The 18,409-nt window shown below is 32.7% G+C and carries 17 protein-coding genes and 1 tRNA gene; 12 read left to right on the top strand and 6 right to left on the bottom strand.

Annotated elements, in window-relative coordinates; all coding sequences use genetic code 11:
- Positions 1 to 341 precede the first annotated feature (341 nt).
- From ACFS5M_RS02635 to ACFS5M_RS02615, 5 genes are all read left to right on the top strand, one after another.
- Positions 342 to 2,585 carry a ribonuclease R family protein gene (locus tag ACFS5M_RS02635; protein WP_183485379.1) on the top strand — a complete coding sequence of 748 codons (2,244 nt, stop codon included), beginning with the start codon at positions 342 to 344 and terminating at the stop codon, positions 2,583 to 2,585.
- Between the two features lie 226 nt (positions 2,586 to 2,811).
- Positions 2,812 to 3,108 carry a YbjQ family protein gene (locus tag ACFS5M_RS02630; protein WP_183485378.1) on the top strand — a complete coding sequence of 99 codons (297 nt, stop codon included), beginning with the start codon at positions 2,812 to 2,814 and terminating at the stop codon, positions 3,106 to 3,108.
- A 16-nt stretch (positions 3,109 to 3,124) separates the two neighbouring features.
- Positions 3,125 to 3,802: a head GIN domain-containing protein gene (locus tag ACFS5M_RS02625; RefSeq protein ID WP_183485376.1), complete on the top strand. Its 678-nt coding sequence runs from the start codon at positions 3,125 to 3,127 to the stop codon at positions 3,800 to 3,802.
- A gap of 41 nt (positions 3,803 to 3,843) precedes the next feature.
- Positions 3,844 to 4,527, top strand: coding sequence for a LysE family translocator (locus ACFS5M_RS02620; RefSeq protein WP_183485374.1), 684 nt, complete (start codon positions 3,844 to 3,846; stop codon positions 4,525 to 4,527).
- Positions 4,528 to 4,533: 6 nt separating this feature from the next.
- Entirely contained in the window at positions 4,534 to 4,944 is a 411-nt protein-coding gene (locus ACFS5M_RS02615) for a hypothetical protein (RefSeq protein ID WP_183485372.1), read from the top strand.
- 85 nt (positions 4,945 to 5,029) lie between these two features.
- On the opposite strand, the gene ACFS5M_RS02610 is transcribed toward ACFS5M_RS02615, so the two are convergent.
- The 3 genes from ACFS5M_RS02610 to ACFS5M_RS02600 all read right to left on the bottom strand — a co-directional run bounded on the left by ACFS5M_RS02610 (position 5,030) and on the right by ACFS5M_RS02600 (position 5,767).
- Positions 5,030 to 5,100: transfer RNA gene (locus ACFS5M_RS02610), tRNA-Cys, on the bottom strand.
- A gap of 85 nt (positions 5,101 to 5,185) precedes the next feature.
- Positions 5,186 to 5,548 carry a dihydroneopterin aldolase gene (folB, locus tag ACFS5M_RS02605; RefSeq protein WP_183485370.1) on the bottom strand — a complete coding sequence of 121 codons (363 nt, stop codon included), beginning with the start codon at positions 5,546 to 5,548 and terminating at the stop codon, positions 5,186 to 5,188.
- A 9-nt stretch (positions 5,549 to 5,557) separates the two neighbouring features.
- A complete protein-coding gene (locus ACFS5M_RS02600; protein ID WP_183485368.1) occupies positions 5,558 to 5,767 on the bottom strand; it encodes a zinc ribbon domain-containing protein in 210 nt (69 codons plus the stop codon).
- Between the two features lie 125 nt (positions 5,768 to 5,892).
- Between ACFS5M_RS02600 and ACFS5M_RS02595 the strand changes: the two genes are divergently transcribed.
- The 4 genes from ACFS5M_RS02595 to ACFS5M_RS02580 all read left to right on the top strand — a co-directional run bounded on the left by ACFS5M_RS02595 (position 5,893) and on the right by ACFS5M_RS02580 (position 9,964).
- Positions 5,893 to 7,899: a glutamine--tRNA ligase/YqeY domain fusion protein gene (locus ACFS5M_RS02595; RefSeq protein ID WP_183485366.1), complete on the top strand. Its 2,007-nt coding sequence runs from the start codon at positions 5,893 to 5,895 to the stop codon at positions 7,897 to 7,899.
- Between the two features lie 91 nt (positions 7,900 to 7,990).
- Positions 7,991 to 8,476, top strand: a complete 486-nt coding sequence (locus ACFS5M_RS02590) for a DUF1761 domain-containing protein (protein WP_183485363.1) — start codon at positions 7,991 to 7,993, stop codon at positions 8,474 to 8,476.
- Between the two features lie 67 nt (positions 8,477 to 8,543).
- Positions 8,544 to 9,701 (top strand): GNAT family N-acetyltransferase, encoded by a 1,158-nt coding sequence (locus ACFS5M_RS02585; RefSeq protein ID WP_183485360.1) that lies wholly within the window; start codon positions 8,544 to 8,546, stop codon positions 9,699 to 9,701.
- 68 nt (positions 9,702 to 9,769) lie between these two features.
- Positions 9,770 to 9,964 carry a hypothetical protein gene (locus ACFS5M_RS02580; RefSeq protein ID WP_183485357.1) on the top strand — a complete coding sequence of 65 codons (195 nt, stop codon included), beginning with the start codon at positions 9,770 to 9,772 and terminating at the stop codon, positions 9,962 to 9,964.
- 44 nt (positions 9,965 to 10,008) lie between these two features.
- Here ACFS5M_RS02580 and ACFS5M_RS02575 read toward each other — a convergent pair whose 3' ends face one another.
- Positions 10,009 to 10,935 (bottom strand): SPFH domain-containing protein, encoded by a 927-nt coding sequence (locus ACFS5M_RS02575; protein ID WP_183485356.1) that lies wholly within the window; start codon positions 10,933 to 10,935, stop codon positions 10,009 to 10,011.
- A gap of 74 nt (positions 10,936 to 11,009) precedes the next feature.
- On the opposite strand from ACFS5M_RS02575, the gene ACFS5M_RS02570 reads away from it, so the two are divergent.
- Positions 11,010 to 11,702 (top strand): hypothetical protein, encoded by a 693-nt coding sequence (locus tag ACFS5M_RS02570; protein ID WP_183485354.1) that lies wholly within the window; start codon positions 11,010 to 11,012, stop codon positions 11,700 to 11,702.
- Positions 11,703 to 11,737: 35 nt separating this feature from the next.
- Here ACFS5M_RS02570 and gltX read toward each other — a convergent pair whose 3' ends face one another.
- Both gltX and ACFS5M_RS02560 read right to left on the bottom strand, forming a co-directional pair.
- Entirely contained in the window at positions 11,738 to 13,246 is a 1,509-nt protein-coding gene (gltX, locus tag ACFS5M_RS02565; RefSeq protein WP_183485352.1) for a glutamate--tRNA ligase, read from the bottom strand.
- Positions 13,247 to 13,332: 86 nt separating this feature from the next.
- Entirely contained in the window at positions 13,333 to 14,376 is a 1,044-nt protein-coding gene (locus tag ACFS5M_RS02560) for an alkane 1-monooxygenase (RefSeq protein ID WP_183485350.1), read from the bottom strand.
- Positions 14,377 to 14,508: 132 nt separating this feature from the next.
- Between ACFS5M_RS02560 and ACFS5M_RS02555 the strand changes: the two genes are divergently transcribed.
- A complete protein-coding gene (locus tag ACFS5M_RS02555; protein ID WP_379897775.1) occupies positions 14,509 to 17,955 on the top strand; it encodes a DUF4175 family protein in 3,447 nt (1,148 codons plus the stop codon).
- The gene (ybeY, locus tag ACFS5M_RS02550) at positions 17,948 to 18,358 is read left to right on the top strand and encodes an rRNA maturation RNase YbeY (protein ID WP_183485348.1); all 411 of its coding nucleotides are present in this window, start codon (positions 17,948 to 17,950) and stop codon (positions 18,356 to 18,358) included. The genes ACFS5M_RS02555 and ybeY overlap by 8 nt, the downstream gene beginning before the upstream one ends.
- Positions 18,359 to 18,409 lie beyond the last annotated feature (51 nt).

Genomic DNA, 18,409 nt, shown 5'->3' with positions numbered 1-18,409 from the left:
TCTAATAACTTGTTAATAGAATGCTATAAATTAGTTATCATATTAAAAGTTAAAAAAGTTATACCACTTATAAACATACTATAATAACTATCATTATTTTTTTAAATTTTTAAAAGAAAAAGATAATTATGTATATATATGTGGATAACATTTATTTTTAATTTTAAAAAGGAATAAATCATATTATATATTTAATTTAATACTTAATAAACAGTCACTTAACATTATTTAATTTTAAAACCGTAGCTTTGTCCCAAGGTAATACCTACGCTTCTTCTCTATTACCTAAATAATTAACCGAATTTCATAACTTTAGAAATTCAATACATTCTAAAAATTACATGAGTAAAAAGAAAAAAAGGAAATCATCACATAATAAGATTTCCAACCTTACAAATACCATTCTAAGTATTTTAAAAAAAGATAGAACCCAAACCTTTAATTATAAACAAATTGCTGCTAAGCTTGGTGTTAACGACGCAAGTAGCAGAAATCAAATTATAAAAAAACTACATCAACTTAAAGCAAAACAGGAAATTGAAGAAGTTGATCGTGGTAAGTTTCGAGCTATAGTAAACACAGAATATCATACAGGAATTTTAGACTTAACAGCTAAAGGTTCTGGTTATGTCATTTCTGATGCTTTTGATGACGATATTTTTATAGCATCAAATAATATTAACAAAGCACTTAATGGCGATGAAGTCGAATTATACGTGTATAAACGCCGAAAACGTGGCAAATTAGAAGGCGAAATCACCAAAATTATTAAACGTGCTAAAAGCGAATATGTTGGTGTGATTCAAATTCACGACAAGAAAAATTTTGCCTTTGTTATACCAGATTCTAACAAGATGTACAAAGATATTTTTGTACCAATTAATAAAATCAACAAGGCTGAAGATGGCGATAAAGTCTTAGTATCACTAGATGATTGGCCAGAAAAATCAGATTCACCAAACGGACGCGTATTGCAAGTCCTTGGTAAACCTGGTGAACACAATACTGAAATCCATTCTATTCTTGCAGAATACGGATTACCTTATGAGTTTCCTCATGAAGTTGAAGAATTTGCTAATAAAATAGATACTTCTATTACTAAAGAAGAAATAGCAAAACGTCGTGATATGCGCAAGGTACTAACCTTTACTATTGACCCTAAAGATGCTAAAGATTTTGATGATGCTTTATCCTTTCAAATTCTCGAAAACGGAAACTATGAAGTTGGTATTCATATAGCAGATGTCTCTCATTATCTACAAGAAGGCACTGTTTTAGACGATGAAGCTTATGAACGTGCAACTTCAGTGTATTTAGTAGATCGCGTCGTACCAATGTTACCAGAAGTCTTATCTAATAATGCCTGTTCATTACGACCTCACGAAGAAAAATATACGTTTTCTGCTGTTTTTCAACTCAATGATAAAGCCGAAATAAAAAACGAATGGTTTGGGAGAACCGTAACCTATTCTGATGCACGATTTGCATACGAAGAAGCACAAGCCATCATTGAACAAAATGCGACAATAAATGTCACATCGAGCGCAGTCGAGATGTCTCACATAAATAATACAATTCCTAAGGAAGTTTCACTTACTGGTGTAGCTTATAAAACGTCTCCAGAAATTGCTTATGCTACTTTAAAATTAGATGAATTAGCAAAGATTATGAGAAGAAAGCGCATGAAATCTGGTGCAATTTCTTTTGATAAAGTTGAAGTTAAATTCGACTTAGATGAGAATGCTAATCCAATAGGTGTATTTTTTAAAACAAGTAAAGATGCGAATAAGCTTATTGAAGAATTTATGCTTTTAGCAAATCGAAAAGTATCCGAATTTATTGGAAAACAAAACCCTAAAAAAACCTTTATCTATCGTGTACATGACGAACCAGACGAATCTAAACTCGCGGCTTTACAAGGTGTAGTTTCAAGATTTGGGTACAAACTTAATTTTAAGGATAGAAAAAATGTAGCCTCATCTTTAAATAATTTACTAAAAGAGGTTAACGGAAAAAAAGAACAAAATTTAGTCGATACATTAACAATTCGCACGATGTCTAAAGCGGAATACACAACGCATAATATTGGACATTACGGACTGGCATTCGATTATTACAGTCACTTCACCTCGCCTATTCGTCGTTACCCAGACGTTATGGCGCATCGCCTTTTACAACATTATTTAGATAAAGGTAAATCTGTAAGCGAAGAGGTTTATGAAGATAAATGTAAACACTCCAGTAACATGGAATATCTAGCCACTAAAGCAGAACGCGATTCAATAAAGTACATGCAAGTTAAGTTTATGCAAGACCACCAAGATGAAGAGTTTTTAGGTGTAATTTCTGGCGTTACAGATTGGGGAATTTATGTCGAAATCATATCTAATAAATGCGAAGGCATGGTAAGAATGCGCGATATTAAAGACGACCATTACGAATTTGATGAAGCACAATATGCTATAATAGGAAGAAATTCTAAAAATATGTATCAACTCGGCGACGAGGTGCTTGTTAAGGTGAAAAATGCAGATTTAGCCAAAAAACATCTAGATTTCTTACTTGTAGGAAAACCAGAAGATTAGTATTATTTTAATTTGGGCGTTACCAAGACTTCAAGTCTTGGTCAGGCTTTCCGCTATATCTTTTTATGCTGTCTTTCCTGCGTAGGCAGGAATCCAGAATAAAAAGGATGCCACTGCAATCCTTAACGCAAATCGCAAAAACAAATTTAAGAGTTAATCAAAATCTAAAAAAGGCATTGCTATAGTATTTCAAATTCTGTAACTTTACAATTCGAAAAAATAAAGCATGATTTTAACCACAACCAATACTATCGAAGGTCATAAAATACACGATTATTTAGGACTCGTTTCTGGAATAGGTGTAAATAGCCAAAAAGCAAAATTAACTTTCAACGTAGAAAAATATTATAAAGCTATTGGAGAAAGTATTGCCGAAGTAAAGGAAATGGCGTTTCAAAACCTTAAAGCAAATGCTTTAAATTTAAAGGCAAACGCTGTGGTTGGCATTAAAGTTGATATAGAACTCACAGCAGCAAATTATGTAACCGTTTCTTTAACAGGAACTGCAGTAAAAGTAGCTTAATTAAAAAAATAAAACGATGAAAACCCTGTATTCACTATTATTATTCTGTCTAACCATTTCCCTTTCAGCTCAAAACGATCAAGATAAAGTTGTTGGAGAGTTTAAAGAAATTAAAGTTTACGATCGTATCGAAGTTCAACTCATAAAATCTGATGAAAATAGAGTTGTTGTTTCTGGAAAAAATACTGAGGATCTGGTTATCGTTCATAAAAAGGATATTCTAAAAATTAGAATGACCTTAGAAGAAGCTTTTGATGGTGATGAAACCACAGTAAAAGTGTATTATACCACATTAGAAATCATCGATTCAAATGAAGGCGCTGTAGTTGAGTCTAATGATGTTATAGAACAGTTTGAATTAAAAGTCAAAGCTCAAGAAGGAGGAAAGGTGCGATTAAACGTAAAAGACCTTAAATTTTTTGAAGTTAAAGCGGTTTCTGGTGGTAGCATTGAAGCTTCTGGAAATTCTAAAAACCAAACTGTAGATATAAATACTGGTGGTTCTTATGAAGGCGAAGACCTTATCACCGAAAACACAAAAGTAACTATTAAAGCTGCTGGTGTGGCTCATGTTAATGCGACTAAAGATGTTGAGGCTAAAGTAAGAGCAGGAGGAAGTGTTTACGTGTATGGAAACCCAGAAAATGTAGATAAAAACACAGTTTTAGGAGGAAAAATTATTATTAAAGAATAATCCTATCATTTTTCTTAAATTTGTAAGAAAGACATCTTTACATGCTAGATGCTATTCTAACAGCAATTCCTTTTGGTATTATTTTATCGTTCACTATTGGACCTGTTTTTTTTGTGCTACTCGAAACAAGCGCAACTAAAGGGATTAAGAGCGCATTAATTTTTGATTTTGGAGTTATTCTTGCAGATGCTTTTTTTATTCTTGTAGCGTTTTATAGTACAAGTAAGCTTTTAGAAAAAGTTAAAGACGATCCAAGCTTTCTTATTTTTGGAGGTGTGTTATTAACAGCTTATGGTGTTATTTCATTCATTAAAACCTCTAAATCCTTTCGAGACATTGTTCGTGAATACCATAGAGTAGAGTTTAAAAAAGACTATGGAAAACTATTTGTAAAAGGGTTTTTACTCAACTTTATTAATATTGGTGTGCTGTTGGGTTGGCTTGGTTTTATTGTTATAGGAAACTCTTTAACAGAAACACCACAAGAACTTTGGGTGTTTTTAGGCACAATATTAACAGTATATTTTTTAGTTGATTTATTAAAAATTGCAGCCGCAAAAACATTAAAGAATAAATTGACTCCTAGACGAATTTTTAAAACCAAAAAAATTGTAGCACTTGTGATTTTAGGATTTGGAATATTACTGTTAATCCAAGGTTTTTTCCCTGAAGAGAAAGAACTTATTAAAGATAAATTAGAACAAATTAATCCCATAAAAAGGTAAATCTTCATGAGTCATTTAGGGTTAACCGATTTTGAATTTGAAAAAAAGCTTTCCGATTGTACACTAGACCCTAGTATTTTTTCTCATGAAGCACATTTAAGACTCGCTTGGATACATATAGAAAAATATGGTGTTGAAAAAGCAGTAAATAATGTTAAAGCATTAATAAGACAATATGTAAAAGCACTGGATGCAGAAGATAAATACAACGAAACAGTTACTGTTGCTAGCGTCAGAGCGGTGAATCACTTTATAAAAAAATCAAAAACTCGTAATTTCAATCAATTTATAAAAGAGAATAAACAACTTGCACACAACCTTAAGGGCTTGCTATCATCACACTATAAAACCAATATTTTCGAGTCAGTAACTGCTAAAAAGCAATTCATAGCGCCAGATTTAGAGCCTTTCAATTAAAAAGGTATCGTTAACTAAGCGCACATTACATTTCTTTAAAAATTAAAACAAAAAAACCCCCAAGTCTACACTTGAAGGTTTTTAGAGGTGTCGAGCGGATTCGAACCGCTGTAGATGGTGTTGCAGACCACTGCCTAGCCACTCGGCCACGACACCCTTTAGTACCTTTAGAGAAAGGCATCTCATTATTCCTAATGAGGTGACAAATGTAAAAAAAATATAGTTTTTACGCTATTTACTTCTACTTTTTTCGCTTTTGTACCATCTTAATCGTAACCATCTCAACATCACCACCAATTGGAGGGTTGACTTTACTAACCCAAACCGTTGCTTTTTTAACCAAATGATCTTCTTTAAAAATCCGTTTTAAAATCCGTTTAGCGACTGTTTCTAATAAATGTGAAGGTTTAGCCATTTCTTCTCGTATGACTTTATTTAAGAAGACATAATCAACGGTATCGCTTAACATATCTGTTTTAGCAGATGGCTGTAAATTAGCTTTTACTTCTAAGTCTACTCGATAATCACTACCTATTTTTGTTTCTTCGGTTAAGCAGCCATGATGCGCAAACACACGAATATTTTCAACTTTAATTATTCCCATTAATTTGTCTTAGTTTGTAAAGAAATCAAAGATATTACTTATTTTACTTGATTGTGTTTTAAAGAATTCTGTATAAGTGCATTTTTTACAAGTCACAGAAGTAAAACTTTTATTTTGAATATTAAATAGTTTCGTGAATGTTCCTCCAGTAGCCTGCATTCGGTCAATGTCATAAGTGGTGTTTGAGCATTTTGGACATTTATAGTTCATTTGTTTCATAAAAATGAGTTTTATTTATAAGTATCAAATTACTAGAACAAGTTACAAACTTTATCATGAGGTATGATTATAATGTTATTATAATTTACCTAATTTTGCAGTTCTGTTTAGAATGAATAATAACTATGTCTGAAGAAAGCAAATCGCTCCATTTTATAGAGCACATTATTGAGGAAGATTTAAAAAATGGAATGCCTAAAACCCATTTGCGTTTTCGGTTTCCTCCTGAGCCTAATGGGTATTTACATATAGGTCATACTAAAGCGATTGGCATTAGTTTTGGTTTAGGTGAAAAATACAATGCACCTGTGAATCTTCGTTTTGATGATACGAATCCAGCTAAAGAAGAGCAGGAATATGTCGACGCTATAAAACGAGATATTAAATGGCTAGGTTACCAATGGGAAAATGAATTGTATTCTTCAGATTATTTCCAACAACTCTACGATTGGGCTGTAAAATTGATAAAAGATAATAAAGCTTATGTCGATTCTCAATCTAGTGAGGCTATGGCTCAACAAAAAGGAACGCCAACTCAAGTCGGAACAAACAGTCCGTTTAGAGACCGAAGCGTTGAAGAAAACTTAGATTTATTTCAGAGGATGAAAAATGGCGAATTTCCTGCAGGAACTCACGTTCTTCGTGCCAAAATAGACATGGAAGATCCTAATATGCTCATGCGTGATCCTATTATGTATCGCGTCATGCATGCACATCATCACAGAACAGGAAACGATTGGTGTATCTATCCTATGTACGATTGGACACATGGTGAAAGTGATTACATTGAACAAGTCTCACATTCCTTATGTTCTTTAGAGTTTAAACCTCATAGAAAATTGTATGATTGGTTTAAAGAGCAAGTATACCCTTATAGTTCAAACGAGTATCCATTACTACCAAAACAACGCGAGTTTGCACGTTTAAACTTAAGCTACACGATAATGAGTAAGCGTAAACTACTTAAATTGGTTGAAGAGGGCATTGTTTCTGGCTGGAACGATCCTCGTATGCCAACCATTTCAGGATTACGACGACGAGGTTATACGCCAAATTCAATTCGTCAATTTATAGAAAAAGTAGGTGTTGCCAAACGCGAAAATGTTATTGATGTGTCTTTATTAGAGTTTTGTATTCGTGAAGACTTAAATAAGAAAGCGCCTCGTGTCATGGCTGTATTAGATCCTATTAAAGTTGTTATCACTAATTATCCAGAGGATAAAGAGGAATGGTTTGAAGCTGAAAACAACCCTGAAGACTCAAGTGCTGGTTCGCGACAAGTGCCATTTTCAAACGAACTTTATATTGAAAAAGACGACTTTAAAGAAGAAGCAGGATATAAGTTTTTCCGATTAAAACTAGGAGGAGAGGTTCGATTAAAAAATGCCTATATCATTCAAGCAAATGAGGTCGTAAAAGATGTAGATGGAAAGGTTACAGAAATTCATTGTACGTATTCAGAAGACACCAACAAAAAAGTCAAAGGGACATTACATTGGGTGTCTATAAAACATGCTGTTCAAGTTGAGGTCAGAGAATATGACAGATTATTTAGTAATGAAGCGCCAGACAGTCACCCCGAAAAGGATTTTATGGCATTTATCAATCCAAATTCTTTAAAAATTATTAATGCCTTTGTGGAGCCTAGTTTGACTGAAGCAAAAGTAGGAGAGCAGTTTCAGTTTCAACGCTTAGGCTATTTTAATGTAGATGATGATAGCACTCCAGAGCACTTAGTGTTTAATAAAACGGTCGGTTTACGTGATTCTTGGGCAAAACAAAAACCTAAAGATAATACCAATCAAAATCAGCCCAAACCACAACAACAATCGCAACGTAAAGCTATTAGTGTCATTCAACAATTAGGAAAAAAATACACAAATCTTCCAGAGGAAAAACAAATAAAAGTCAAGGCAGAAATTCAAGAATTAGCAAAAGAGGTGTCTTATGAAGAGCTTGAACCTCTGTTTGCAACTGCTGTTAAAAAAGCAGGCACACGTATTGCTGCGATGCTTGTATTAGGTGTTTTGTTGCGCAATGGCTTAGAAAAAAACGAGGCTGTTACAAGTTTTATAGACAAAGCGCTTGAAGATAAAAATGAGCTATTAGTTGCTGAAGCTAAAAAGCTATAGATGTTGTTTTTTAGTGTTAAATGAGAATTGTAAAGTTTTATTTTATGGTTTTTTCCGTACATTTAAAGCACTAACTATAAAACTTTAAATTATGGAATTAGCAATTAACCCTTGGTCAATCCCTATTGCAGCAGTAGCAGCATTAGTCATTGGAGCTGTCTGGTACAACCCAAAAGTCTTTGGAAATGCTTGGATGAGAGAGTCTGGCATGACCGAAGAGAAAATGAAAGGTGGAAATATGGCAAAAATATTTGGTCTTGCTTTATTATTTGCAGCCTTATTAGCAGTACTTCTTATGCAATTTACAAACCATCAATGGGGAGCAATGGGAATGATAGGAGGAGACCCTGCATTGGCAAAGCCGTCTTTTGATGGTTTTATGGCTGACTATGGAAATGCGTTTAGAACCTTTAAGCATGGTGCTTTACACGGAACCATATTTGGTGTACTTGGTGCTTTACCTATTCTTGGCACAAACGCCTTATTTGAACGAAAAAGCGCGAAGTATATTTTTATTAACGCTGGTTATTGGATTTTAACTTTAGCAGTAATGGGCGCATTGCTTTGTGGTTTATAATTTTTGTAATGTTTTAATATAATTAAGGACTGAAAGATTTAACTTTCAGTCTTTTTTATTTTTTCATTTGATACACTTTAATATTTATAATAATATTGACGAACTTCCACAAGCATGGAATACATTAGCAACACCAGATGTTTTCTTAAAAACCCCTTTTTTAAAAGCTTTAGAAACATCATCACCAAGTAATATTACGTCTTATTATTTGTGCGTTTTCAATAAAAATAAACTTATTGGTATTGCCATCTTACAACGCGTTCAAATGTATGCTGATGATATTTTTAGAAAAACGTCAGATCATCGATTGATGCAAATGGCTAAACAATTAATTGCAAAAATTGTAAAAGGAAATGCTATTATCGTTGGTAATTTAATGCACACAGGACAACATGGTTTGTTTTTTGTTGCTGAAGAAATTACGCAAGGCCTTTTTTTGAATCAGGTAAATTTAGCTATTGAAAAACTGTCTAAAGACATTAAAAAGACGTTCAATAAAAAAATTAGAATTATTGCGTTTAAAGATTATTTTGAACATGACCCTATACACTCAAACTTAGACTTTTTTAAAGCACACAACCTATTCAAAGTGCAGGTTCAACCCAATATGTTGTTTTCTATTCCTTCAACGTGGACCATGAAAGAAGATTATATTTCCGCGTTTACAAAAAAGTATAGAGATCGATATAAACGCGCTAGAAAAAAGGGCGCAATACTTCAGTATAAAGAATTAGACTTAGAGGCAATAAAAAGACATTCTAATACACTTTACAAGCTTTATGAGAATGTTTCAGACAACGCAGGCGTAAACTCCTTTAAACTCTCTCCAGATCATTTTTACAGCTTGAAAGTACACCTAAAAGATGATTTTAAAGTATTTGGATATTATTTAAATAATGAATTGGTAGGTTTTTACACCTTGATTATTAATAATAATGAATTAGAAACATACTTTTTAGGATATAACCAAGAGTTACAACACAAGTATCAAATGTATTTAAATATGTTGTATGACATGGTTAATTATGGTATTGAAAACAAATTTAAAACGATTGTATTTGCTAGAACTGCTATGGAAATTAAAAGTTCGATTGGTGCAAAACCACACACCATGCACATCTACTTAAACCATACAAATAATTTTATTGCTAATACGCTTCTAAAGTTTATTGTAAAGTACATGAATCCTATAAGAGAATGGCAAGAACGGCATCCTTTTAAATAAAATGTTAACCAATCTTTAACGATTATATTTTTGATTTGGTTGTTTAAATCATTAATTTTTAAGGTATTATGAAAACAACCCAACAATTACTTGCAGAAATTTCAGAGCTTACTCGGGAAATAGAAACGAATTTTCCAGAAGTGTATCAACACCTAGACGAGAATCCATTGACACTTGCAAATAGTCCACATCCTGAGGTAAATGATAAAGCACTAGACAATTATTTAGAGAGTTTAAAGAACCTTATAAAGCATTACAAATAAAAACCCCAAGCAGTGCTTAGGGTTTTTAATAAGGTTATTATAGTTTATTCGATTTTCTTATTTTTTGCTTTTTTCATGGCTTCACCAATTTGATTACTAGCTGTAAAACTAGCAACCATATCGTTTAACATTTGGCTCCCTGCTTGAGGTGAGTTAGGAAGCAATATTAAATTGCTGTTCGTTTCTTGACCAATAGACTGAAGTGTGTCATAATGCTGTGTAACAACAATTAAAGCAGAAGCTTCTTGACTATTTATACCAACTTTATTCAATACTTCTACAGATTCTTCTAATCCTCGTGCTATTTCGCGACGTTGATCTGCAATACCTTGTCCTTGTAAGCGCTTACTTTCTGCTTCAGCTTTTGCTTTTTCAACAATTAAGATTCGCGCAGCATCACCTTCAAATTGAGCCGCAATTTTTTCACGTTCAGACGCATTAATTCTATTCATCGCCTGTTTTACTTGTCCATCAGGATCAATATCTGTTACTAAGGTTTTAATAATATCAAAACCATAATCAGACATCGCATCATTTAATTCAGCTTTAACTGCTAAGGCAATATCGTCTTTTTTTACAAAGACATCATCAAGCTTCATTTTTGGAACTTCGGCACGTACCACATCAAAGACATAAGATGTAATTTGATCATGCGGATAATCTAATTTATAAAAGGCATCATAAACTTTGTCTTTAATCACTTTGTATTGCACAGAGACTTTTAAACGGACAAAAACATCATCTAAAGTCTTTGTTTCTATAATAACATCAAGTTGCTGAATTTTTAAACTTAAGCGCCCAGCAATCCTATCTACTAAAGGGATTTTAAGATGTAAACCTGAGTGACGAATACTAAGAAACTTACCAAAACGTTCAATAATAACAGCGGTTTGTTGTTTAACAATAAAAAACGCCGAAATAAATATAATTAAGCTAATAAATACAATAGGAATAAATACAAAGGAACCCATAACAAATTTAAATAAAAGGTTAGAAAATAATTAATTACTAATTTAAGTTATATTTGCTCACAAACGCATAACAAATGAAAAAAACTCAATTTATAATATTAGTAGTCCTTTTAATAGGTTTTGTTACAGTTAGTCATGCACAAAGACGCCCACATGGTATTGTTCCTATAAAAAATGGTATTGGAATAGAGGGCGGAATTACACAATTTGATATTCTTACAGATAATTTTGAAACTAAAAGAGGAAACGGTTGGCTAGGTGGAGCATCTGCTACTGTAGATATTCCTCATAAATGGTACAACATAAGTTATACGATTCAGCTGTCAGAAAATACAGTTGGAATATCCGCGAGACCTTTTGATTTAGCGACCACAAACGAGTTTATCGATTATAAGTTGTTTACTGCTCAAATCATGCTTAAAGCACATGTTAAAATTATTCAAAGCTATCTGACTTTAGACGTCGGACCTATGCTTCAGTACAATGGCGAATTAGAGTTGAAAGAGGATAAATATAAAGGCTATCTCATAAATAATTATGATGCCTTATTAGCAGAAGATGTTTCCGATATCTCTAAACTAAATTTTAATGGAACCATTGGCCTTTCTGCTGGAATTAGTCATTTTAGACTTAAGGCGCAGTATATTTACGGTTTTACCAATATGCTTAATAAGTTGAATAAAAACGATTTAAGCGTTGGCACTAACACAGACAAGTTTAAAGGAAATCAATCTATGATGGTTTTTACCTTAATGATAACACTGTAAAAGACTTAAAAAAACACAAAAAGCGCACTTTTATATTATACCGTTGTGGCTAAGTTTTCTATACGTTCTATAGTTTCAGCTTTGCCAATCATATACATAATATCAAAAACGTCTGGGCCTTGTAAAGCACCAACTAAAGCTAGGCGCAAAGGCATCATCACTTTCCCGAAGCCAATCTCTTTATTAGTAATCCAAGATTTAATTGTTGTTGTTATTTGGTCTAACTCAAAATCTTCAATAGCATGTATTAACACCGAAAGTTCGGTCATAAGCTCACGAGTACCTTCTTTCATGGCCTTTTTATAGGCTTTTTCGTCATAACTTTTTGGACTAATAAAAAAGAAATCACTTAAGTCCCAAAAATCACTTACAAAAGTGGCGCGTTCTTTTATTAATCCAACGACCATAGTGATGTAATTAACATCTATATCTTTTAATTCTGAATGCCTTTGCTGAAAGGTTTGAGCTAACATTTCGTTATCTTGCTCTTGCATGTATTGATGGTTAAACCATTTAATTTTATCAGGATCAAATCGCGCTCCAGACTTATTTACACGCTCTAAATCAAATGTGCTTATTAACGCTTCTAAATTAAATACTTCTTGTTCAGTTCCTGGGTTCCATCCTAAAAAGGCTAAAAAATTCACCATTGCTTCAGGAAAATAACCATCTTCTTTGTAACCTCTAGATACGTCTCCTTCAGGAGTTGTCCACTCTAAAGGAAATACAGGAAACCCTAATTTGTCACCATCACGTTTGCTTAATTTACCCTTACCTGTCGGTTTTAAAATTAATGGTAAATGTGCAAATTCTGGCGCTTGCCAACCAAAGGCATCGTATAGTTGTTGGTGTAATGCTAACGAAGGCAACCATTCTTCGCCACGAATAACATGTGTGATTTCCATAAGGTGATCATCTACAATATTTGCTAAATGATAGGTTGGCATCCCATCGCTTTTAAATAACACCTTATCATCTAAAATGTTTGTGTCTATTGTGATGTTTCCACGAATCATATCTTTTAAATGTAAGGTTTGATCTTGAGGTGATTTAAAACGAATCACATAATCTTCTCCAGCATCAAGCTTGGCTTGAACCGCTTCTGCAGAAAGCGATAAAGAATTGCTTAGTTTTAATCTGTTGTGCCAATTGTAGATAAATGTTTTGCCTTTAGCTTCGTGATCTTTTCGGTGAAAATCAAGAGTTTCTGAAGTGTCAAAAGCATAATATGCATTTCCAGAAGCAATCAACTCATCTGCATATTGCTTATATAAATGTTTACGTTCACTTTGCCTATATGGACCAAATTTTTCGTTTTTTCCTGGACCTTCATCAAAAGGAATTTGACACCAATTTAAAGCATCAACAATATACTTTTCTGCACCTTCAACATAACGGTTTTGGTCAGTATCTTCAATACGTAACACAAAAGTTCCATGGTGTTTTTTCGCAAATAAATAGTTGAATAAAGCAGTACGAACACCTCCAATATGTAGAGGTCCTGTTGGGCTAGGTGCAAAACGCACGCGAACGTTTTTGGTCATTGTTTTTATTTTATGGTGCAAAGATAGAATAGCGAGCAGGAAAGAACAAAGTCTTGAGCGCTTTTTAAAATATTCTTATTGTTTCTTTATGAAGAAATCATTTCACGTGGAACACGCTTATTCATAATTTTAAACCACAATGGAGGACACAAAGAGATGAGCATGGAGGTTGGATAACCATAAGGCATCTGTGGACTTTCCTCATGACAATCTAAAACTTGATACTTTTTTGAAGATTTATAATGATGATCACTATGTCTCGTAAGTTCATACAAAACAAGTCGTCCTATAATATGGTTGGAATTCCATGAATGAATTTCTCGAACACGCTCATAACGACCAGATTTCGTTTTTAAACGCAGTAAGCCATAGTGTTCAATATAATTAACAGTTTCTAAAAGAATAAAACCAATAATACCAGCAACAAGAGCAAATACCAAACCAGTTGTTCCAAAATAAAGGTAAACTATAGTTAAATAAGCAATTTGAAAAAGGCTATACCAAAGCATATCGTTTTTTATCGAAAAAAAGGATTTGTTATTGTTTTTTAAGAGCGTCTTTTGAATTTTCCATGACTTAAAATATTGCCTATAAACCGAAGTCAACCAAAAGGAATACACACTTTGATTGTATCTAGCTGTTGCTGGATCTTCAGGTGTTGCCGCATGTAGGTGGTGCCCAAAATTATGCTCTATATAAAAATGCATATACAATGAAGGAAGAAGTAAAGCTTTTCCAAGAAAGCGCTCGTTGGTACTTTGTCTGTGGCCAAGTTCATGGGCAACATTAATACCATTAATTGCTAAAACAATACCTATAGATATGGTAAAACCTATAACTTCATAGTTTTCCAAGACTGTAGTGGAAACCAAACGTAATGTAAAATACAACAAACTAAACACGATTGGCACATTAAGGTATAACAACCAATCAAAGAGCTTGTTTTTTAGCTTGTTTTCAACATCTTCTTTTTCTAAATTTTTAGTATCAAGAGGGAAAACCAGTTCTAATATAGGTAGTAAAACAAAGGCATAAACAGGAACTAAAAACGAAAACACACCTTTATAATATAGTCCTATACATGCCATTAACGGGATAGAAAAAGCGGCTAAATATTTAAGATCTTTCATTATAAATGTGTTTTTCTCTCTTCCTTTAAAAGGATACATCTGTTTGTACCTCATCAAAATTAACAGAATGTTACCAAAACTAAGTATTATTGAGTTAAAATAAAATTGTAGTTTAGTAAGTTAAATGTTTATATGTTGAACAATTTTAAAACCATACAAGTAAAACTAGAGCAGTTTATTAGAAAATATTACACTAATGAACTTATTAAAGGTGCTATTTTATTTTTTAGTATTGGCTTGTTGTACTTTTTAATTACTCTACTTATTGAACACTTTTTATGGCTAAGTCCATTAGGAAGAACTATTTTGTTTTGGCTTTTTATTGCTGTTGAATTGGTGCTCTTTTCAAAGTTTATAGCGTTTCCTTTAGCGAAGTTATTAAAGCTTCAAAAAGGAATAGATTATGAAGACGCCTCGCGTATAATAGGAAAGCATTTTCCTAACGTAAATGACAAGTTGCTTAATGTTTTACAGCTTAACCAATCCGAGGTACATTCCGAATTGCTTTTAGCTAGTATTGAACAAAAATCAGCAGAGCTAAAACCTATACCATTTAAATTAGCTATTAATTTCCAGAAGAACGCGAAGTATCTTAAATATGCAGCAATTCCTTTACTTGTTTTATTATTAGCTTCAATTTCTGGAAAATTTGATTGGTTTAGTGACAGTTATGAACGTGTAGTGAACTATAAAACAGCCTATGAACCGCCTGCACCATTTCAATTTTTTGTCATAAATGATAAATTAGAAGGTGTTGAAAATAAGGATTTTAAAATTTTAGTTAAAACCGCTGGAGAAGTTATACCAGAAAGTGTACAAATTACTTACAATAACGAATCTTATTTCTTACAACAAAAGGCTGTTGGAGATTTTGAGTATGTGATATCGAAACCACGTGAAAGTATAAATTTTAAATTTTCAGCCAATAATGTGACATCAAAATCATATACATTAAAAATTATTGAAGCACCTATGTTGCTGAATTTTGATATGGTTTTAGATTACCCTAGTTACACAAAAAAGCAAGATGAGGTGTTAAAAAGCACTGGAAATGCAGTCGTCCCTCAAGGCACAAATATTACATGGAAGCTCAATACTAAAGCTACAGAAAAAGTAAACTTATATGCAAAAGATACACTAGAGTTTTTAACCAAAGGAGATGGCGCTTTTGAGGCTTCTAAACGCGTGTATAATGATTTTAAGTACAACCTAACAACGAGCAACACTAATTTAAAAGATTATGAAAATTTAGCTTTTAATATTGATGTGGTTCGTGATGAATATCCAGAGCTTAATTTAAAAATGCAGGTCGATAGCTTAGACCAGCAGAGTTTATATTTTTATGGACAAGTAAGTGATGATTATGGTTTACACCAATTGCAATTGGTGTATTATCCCTCAGATGATGAAAAACTTAAACAAACCGAGCAAATTCCGATTTCTAAATCAAATGTTTCAGAATTTATTAGCGCATTTCCCAACCAGTTAAATTTAACAGAAGGTGTTAGTTATGATTTGTATTTTCAAGTGTTTGATAATGATATCATTAACAAGTATAAAAGCACTAAGAGTGAAGTTTTTTCTTATAGAAAACTGACTAAAGATGAAGCGGAAAACAAGCAGTTACAGCAACAAAATGAAACCATTCAAGACTTAAATAAATCATTAGAAAAATTTGAAGAAAGAGAAAAGGAGCTTCAAGAACTCTCTAAAACCCAAAAAGAAAAATCGGAACTTAATTTTAATGATAAACGTAAATTAGAAAACTTTTTGAAGCGTCAAGAACAGCAGGAGGAGATGATGAAAAACTTCAATAAGAAATTAAAAGAAAACTTGGAGGAATTTCAACAAAATGAAGAGAAAGACCCATTTAAAGAAGATTTAAAAGAACGACTTCAAGAAAATGTAGAACAGCTTAAACAAGACGAAAAACTACTTGAAGAGTTAGAGAAACTCCGTGAAAAAATCAGCAAAGAGGAGTTGAGTGATAAGCTCGAAAAATTAGCGAAACAAAATAAAACCCAAAAGCGAAGTTTAGAACAACTGCTTGAGCTTACAAAGAAGTATTACGTCACAAAAAAGTTAGAAAAGCTTCAACAAGCACTAGAAAAACTTGCTAAAGATCAAGAAGCGTTATCTAATAAACCTGAAAAAGAAAACACTAAAGAAAAGCAGGATGAACTAAATAAAAAGTTTGAAGAGTTCCAAAAGGATATGGATGCCTTGGAAAAAGACAATGAAGAATTGAAAAAGCCCATCGATATGCCTCGAGAAAAGATAGATGAAGCCGAAGTTGATGTTTTGCAAAAAGACGCTTCTAATGAACTTCAGAAAAAGGAGCAAATTGAAGAATCGACTAAAGAAGAAAGTTTAGAAGAGCAACAAAAAGCTCAAGAGCAACAAAAACAAAGTCAAAAAAACGCTCAACAAAGTCAAAAAAATGCAGCCAAAAAAATGCAACAAATGAGCGAGAAAATGATGCAAAGCATGATGCAAGGCCAGCAAAGCGATAACCAAGAGGATGCTGAGATGCTAAGACAAATATTAGATAATTTAGTGGTCTTTTCTTTTGATGAGGAAGCTTTAATGAATCAATTTGATAAGGTTGAAGTGAATCATAATAAGTACGCTTCGTATTTGCGTAAACAACATAATTTAAGAGAGCATTTTTCGCATATTGACGATAGTCTTTTCGCTTTGTCTTTACGTCAACCTAAAATTTCCGAACGCGTTAATAAAGAGATTACAGAAGTGTTTTTTAATATTGATAAAGCTTTAGATCAGTTTTCAGAAAATCAAATCTATAAAGGCATTTCTAATCAACAATACGCCATTACATCAGCAAATAATTTAGCTGATATTTTAAGTGATACGCTAGACAATATGCAAATGGAAATGAATGGTCAAGGTCAAGGCGGACAAGGCCAACCTAAGCCTGGACAAGGTGAAGGCGAAGAAGGGTTGCCAGACATTATTAAGAGTCAAGAACAGCTTAATAAAGAAATGCAAGAAGGAGTGAAAAAAGGCGAGAAAGGAAAGCCTGAAGAAGGAGATCAAGGAAAAGAGGGTCAAAAAGGCAAGGATGGAAAAGATAAAGGAGAAGGAAAAAATGGTAAAGAAGGAGAAGGAGGCAGTCAGCAAGGTGAAGGCGAAGGCTCAAACGAAGAGCTTAATGGAGAGCTGTACAGAATATATCAACAACAACAACAAATTCGACAAGCACTTCAAGATCGATTAGCAAAAGAAGGTAAAAGCGGAGTAGGAAGTAATTTGGTAAAACAAATGGAACAAGTTGAAATGGATTTGTTAAATAAAGGATTTACAAATAAAACCATGGAGAAAATGATGCAATTGCAGCATCAATTATTAAAACTAGATAACGCTACATTTCAACAAGGTCAAGAAGAAAAAAGAGAATCTGAACCTAATAAAAAAGAATTCAATAACAACACAAATAATCAAATCCCTACTGCAAAACAATATTTTAATACTACAGAAATATTAAATAGACAAAGCCTACCTTTGCAACCAGTTTACAAAAAGAAAGTACAAGAGTATTTTAAGCAAAGCAATGATTAGTTTTAATTACGAAAATGATTTTAAATTAAATAATGAACCTGAAATCTCTAAATGGATTTCTGATGTTATTATTTCTGAAGGCTGTACCATAGATGAAATCAATTATGTGTTTTGTGACGATGATTATTTACATAAATTAAATGTTGAGTTTCTTAATCATGACACCTTGACTGACATTATTAGCTTTGATTATTCTGTAGGAAAAAACATACAAGGAGATATTTTTATCTCTACTGAAAGAGTAGAAGACAATGCTAAAGATTTTAATGTAAAATTCTTTGAAGAATTATATCGCGTCATAGTTCATGGTGTTTTACATTACTGTGGTTACAAAGATAAAACAGAGCATGACGCTAAGCTCATGCGAGAAAAGGAAAATCACTACCTTAATCAAATAGGATAGAATTCATTAAAAGCACGTATATTTGCAAACTAATTTTATTAAAAACTAATT

The sequence above is a fragment of the Lacinutrix iliipiscaria genome, assembly GCF_042686125.1.
Taxonomy (GTDB): Bacteria; Bacteroidota; Bacteroidia; order Flavobacteriales; family Flavobacteriaceae; genus Oceanihabitans; species Oceanihabitans iliipiscarium.
This window is presented reverse-complemented; position numbering and strand designations above follow the sequence as displayed.

Excerpts from the sequence above, each read along its gene's own strand:
- ACFS5M_RS02635 (WP_183485379.1), top strand. The coding sequence starts at position 342 with ATGAGTAAAAAGAAAAAAAGGAAATCATCACATAATAAGATTTCCAAC.
- ACFS5M_RS02630 (WP_183485378.1), top strand. The coding sequence starts at position 2,812 with ATGATTTTAACCACAACCAATACTATCGAAGGTCATAAAATACACGAT.
- ACFS5M_RS02625 (WP_183485376.1), top strand. The coding sequence starts at position 3,125 with ATGAAAACCCTGTATTCACTATTATTATTCTGTCTAACCATTTCCCTT.
- ACFS5M_RS02620 (WP_183485374.1), top strand. The coding sequence starts at position 3,844 with ATGCTAGATGCTATTCTAACAGCAATTCCTTTTGGTATTATTTTATCG.
- ACFS5M_RS02615 (WP_183485372.1), top strand. The coding sequence starts at position 4,534 with ATGAGTCATTTAGGGTTAACCGATTTTGAATTTGAAAAAAAGCTTTCC.
- folB (WP_183485370.1), bottom strand. The coding sequence starts at position 5,548 with ATGGGAATAATTAAAGTTGAAAATATTCGTGTGTTTGCGCATCATGGC.
- ACFS5M_RS02600 (WP_183485368.1), bottom strand. The coding sequence starts at position 5,767 with ATGAAACAAATGAACTATAAATGTCCAAAATGCTCAAACACCACTTAT.
- ACFS5M_RS02595 (WP_183485366.1), top strand. The coding sequence starts at position 5,893 with ATGTCTGAAGAAAGCAAATCGCTCCATTTTATAGAGCACATTATTGAG.
- ACFS5M_RS02590 (WP_183485363.1), top strand. The coding sequence starts at position 7,991 with ATGGAATTAGCAATTAACCCTTGGTCAATCCCTATTGCAGCAGTAGCA.
- ACFS5M_RS02580 (WP_183485357.1), top strand. The coding sequence starts at position 9,770 with ATGAAAACAACCCAACAATTACTTGCAGAAATTTCAGAGCTTACTCGG.
- ACFS5M_RS02575 (WP_183485356.1), bottom strand. The coding sequence starts at position 10,935 with ATGGGTTCCTTTGTATTTATTCCTATTGTATTTATTAGCTTAATTATA.
- ACFS5M_RS02570 (WP_183485354.1), top strand. The coding sequence starts at position 11,010 with ATGAAAAAAACTCAATTTATAATATTAGTAGTCCTTTTAATAGGTTTT.
- gltX (WP_183485352.1), bottom strand. The coding sequence starts at position 13,246 with ATGACCAAAAACGTTCGCGTGCGTTTTGCACCTAGCCCAACAGGACCT.
- ACFS5M_RS02560 (WP_183485350.1), bottom strand. The coding sequence starts at position 14,376 with ATGAAAGATCTTAAATATTTAGCCGCTTTTTCTATCCCGTTAATGGCA.
- ACFS5M_RS02555 (WP_379897775.1), top strand. The coding sequence starts at position 14,509 with ATGTTGAACAATTTTAAAACCATACAAGTAAAACTAGAGCAGTTTATT.
- ybeY (WP_183485348.1), top strand. The coding sequence starts at position 17,948 with ATGATTAGTTTTAATTACGAAAATGATTTTAAATTAAATAATGAACCT.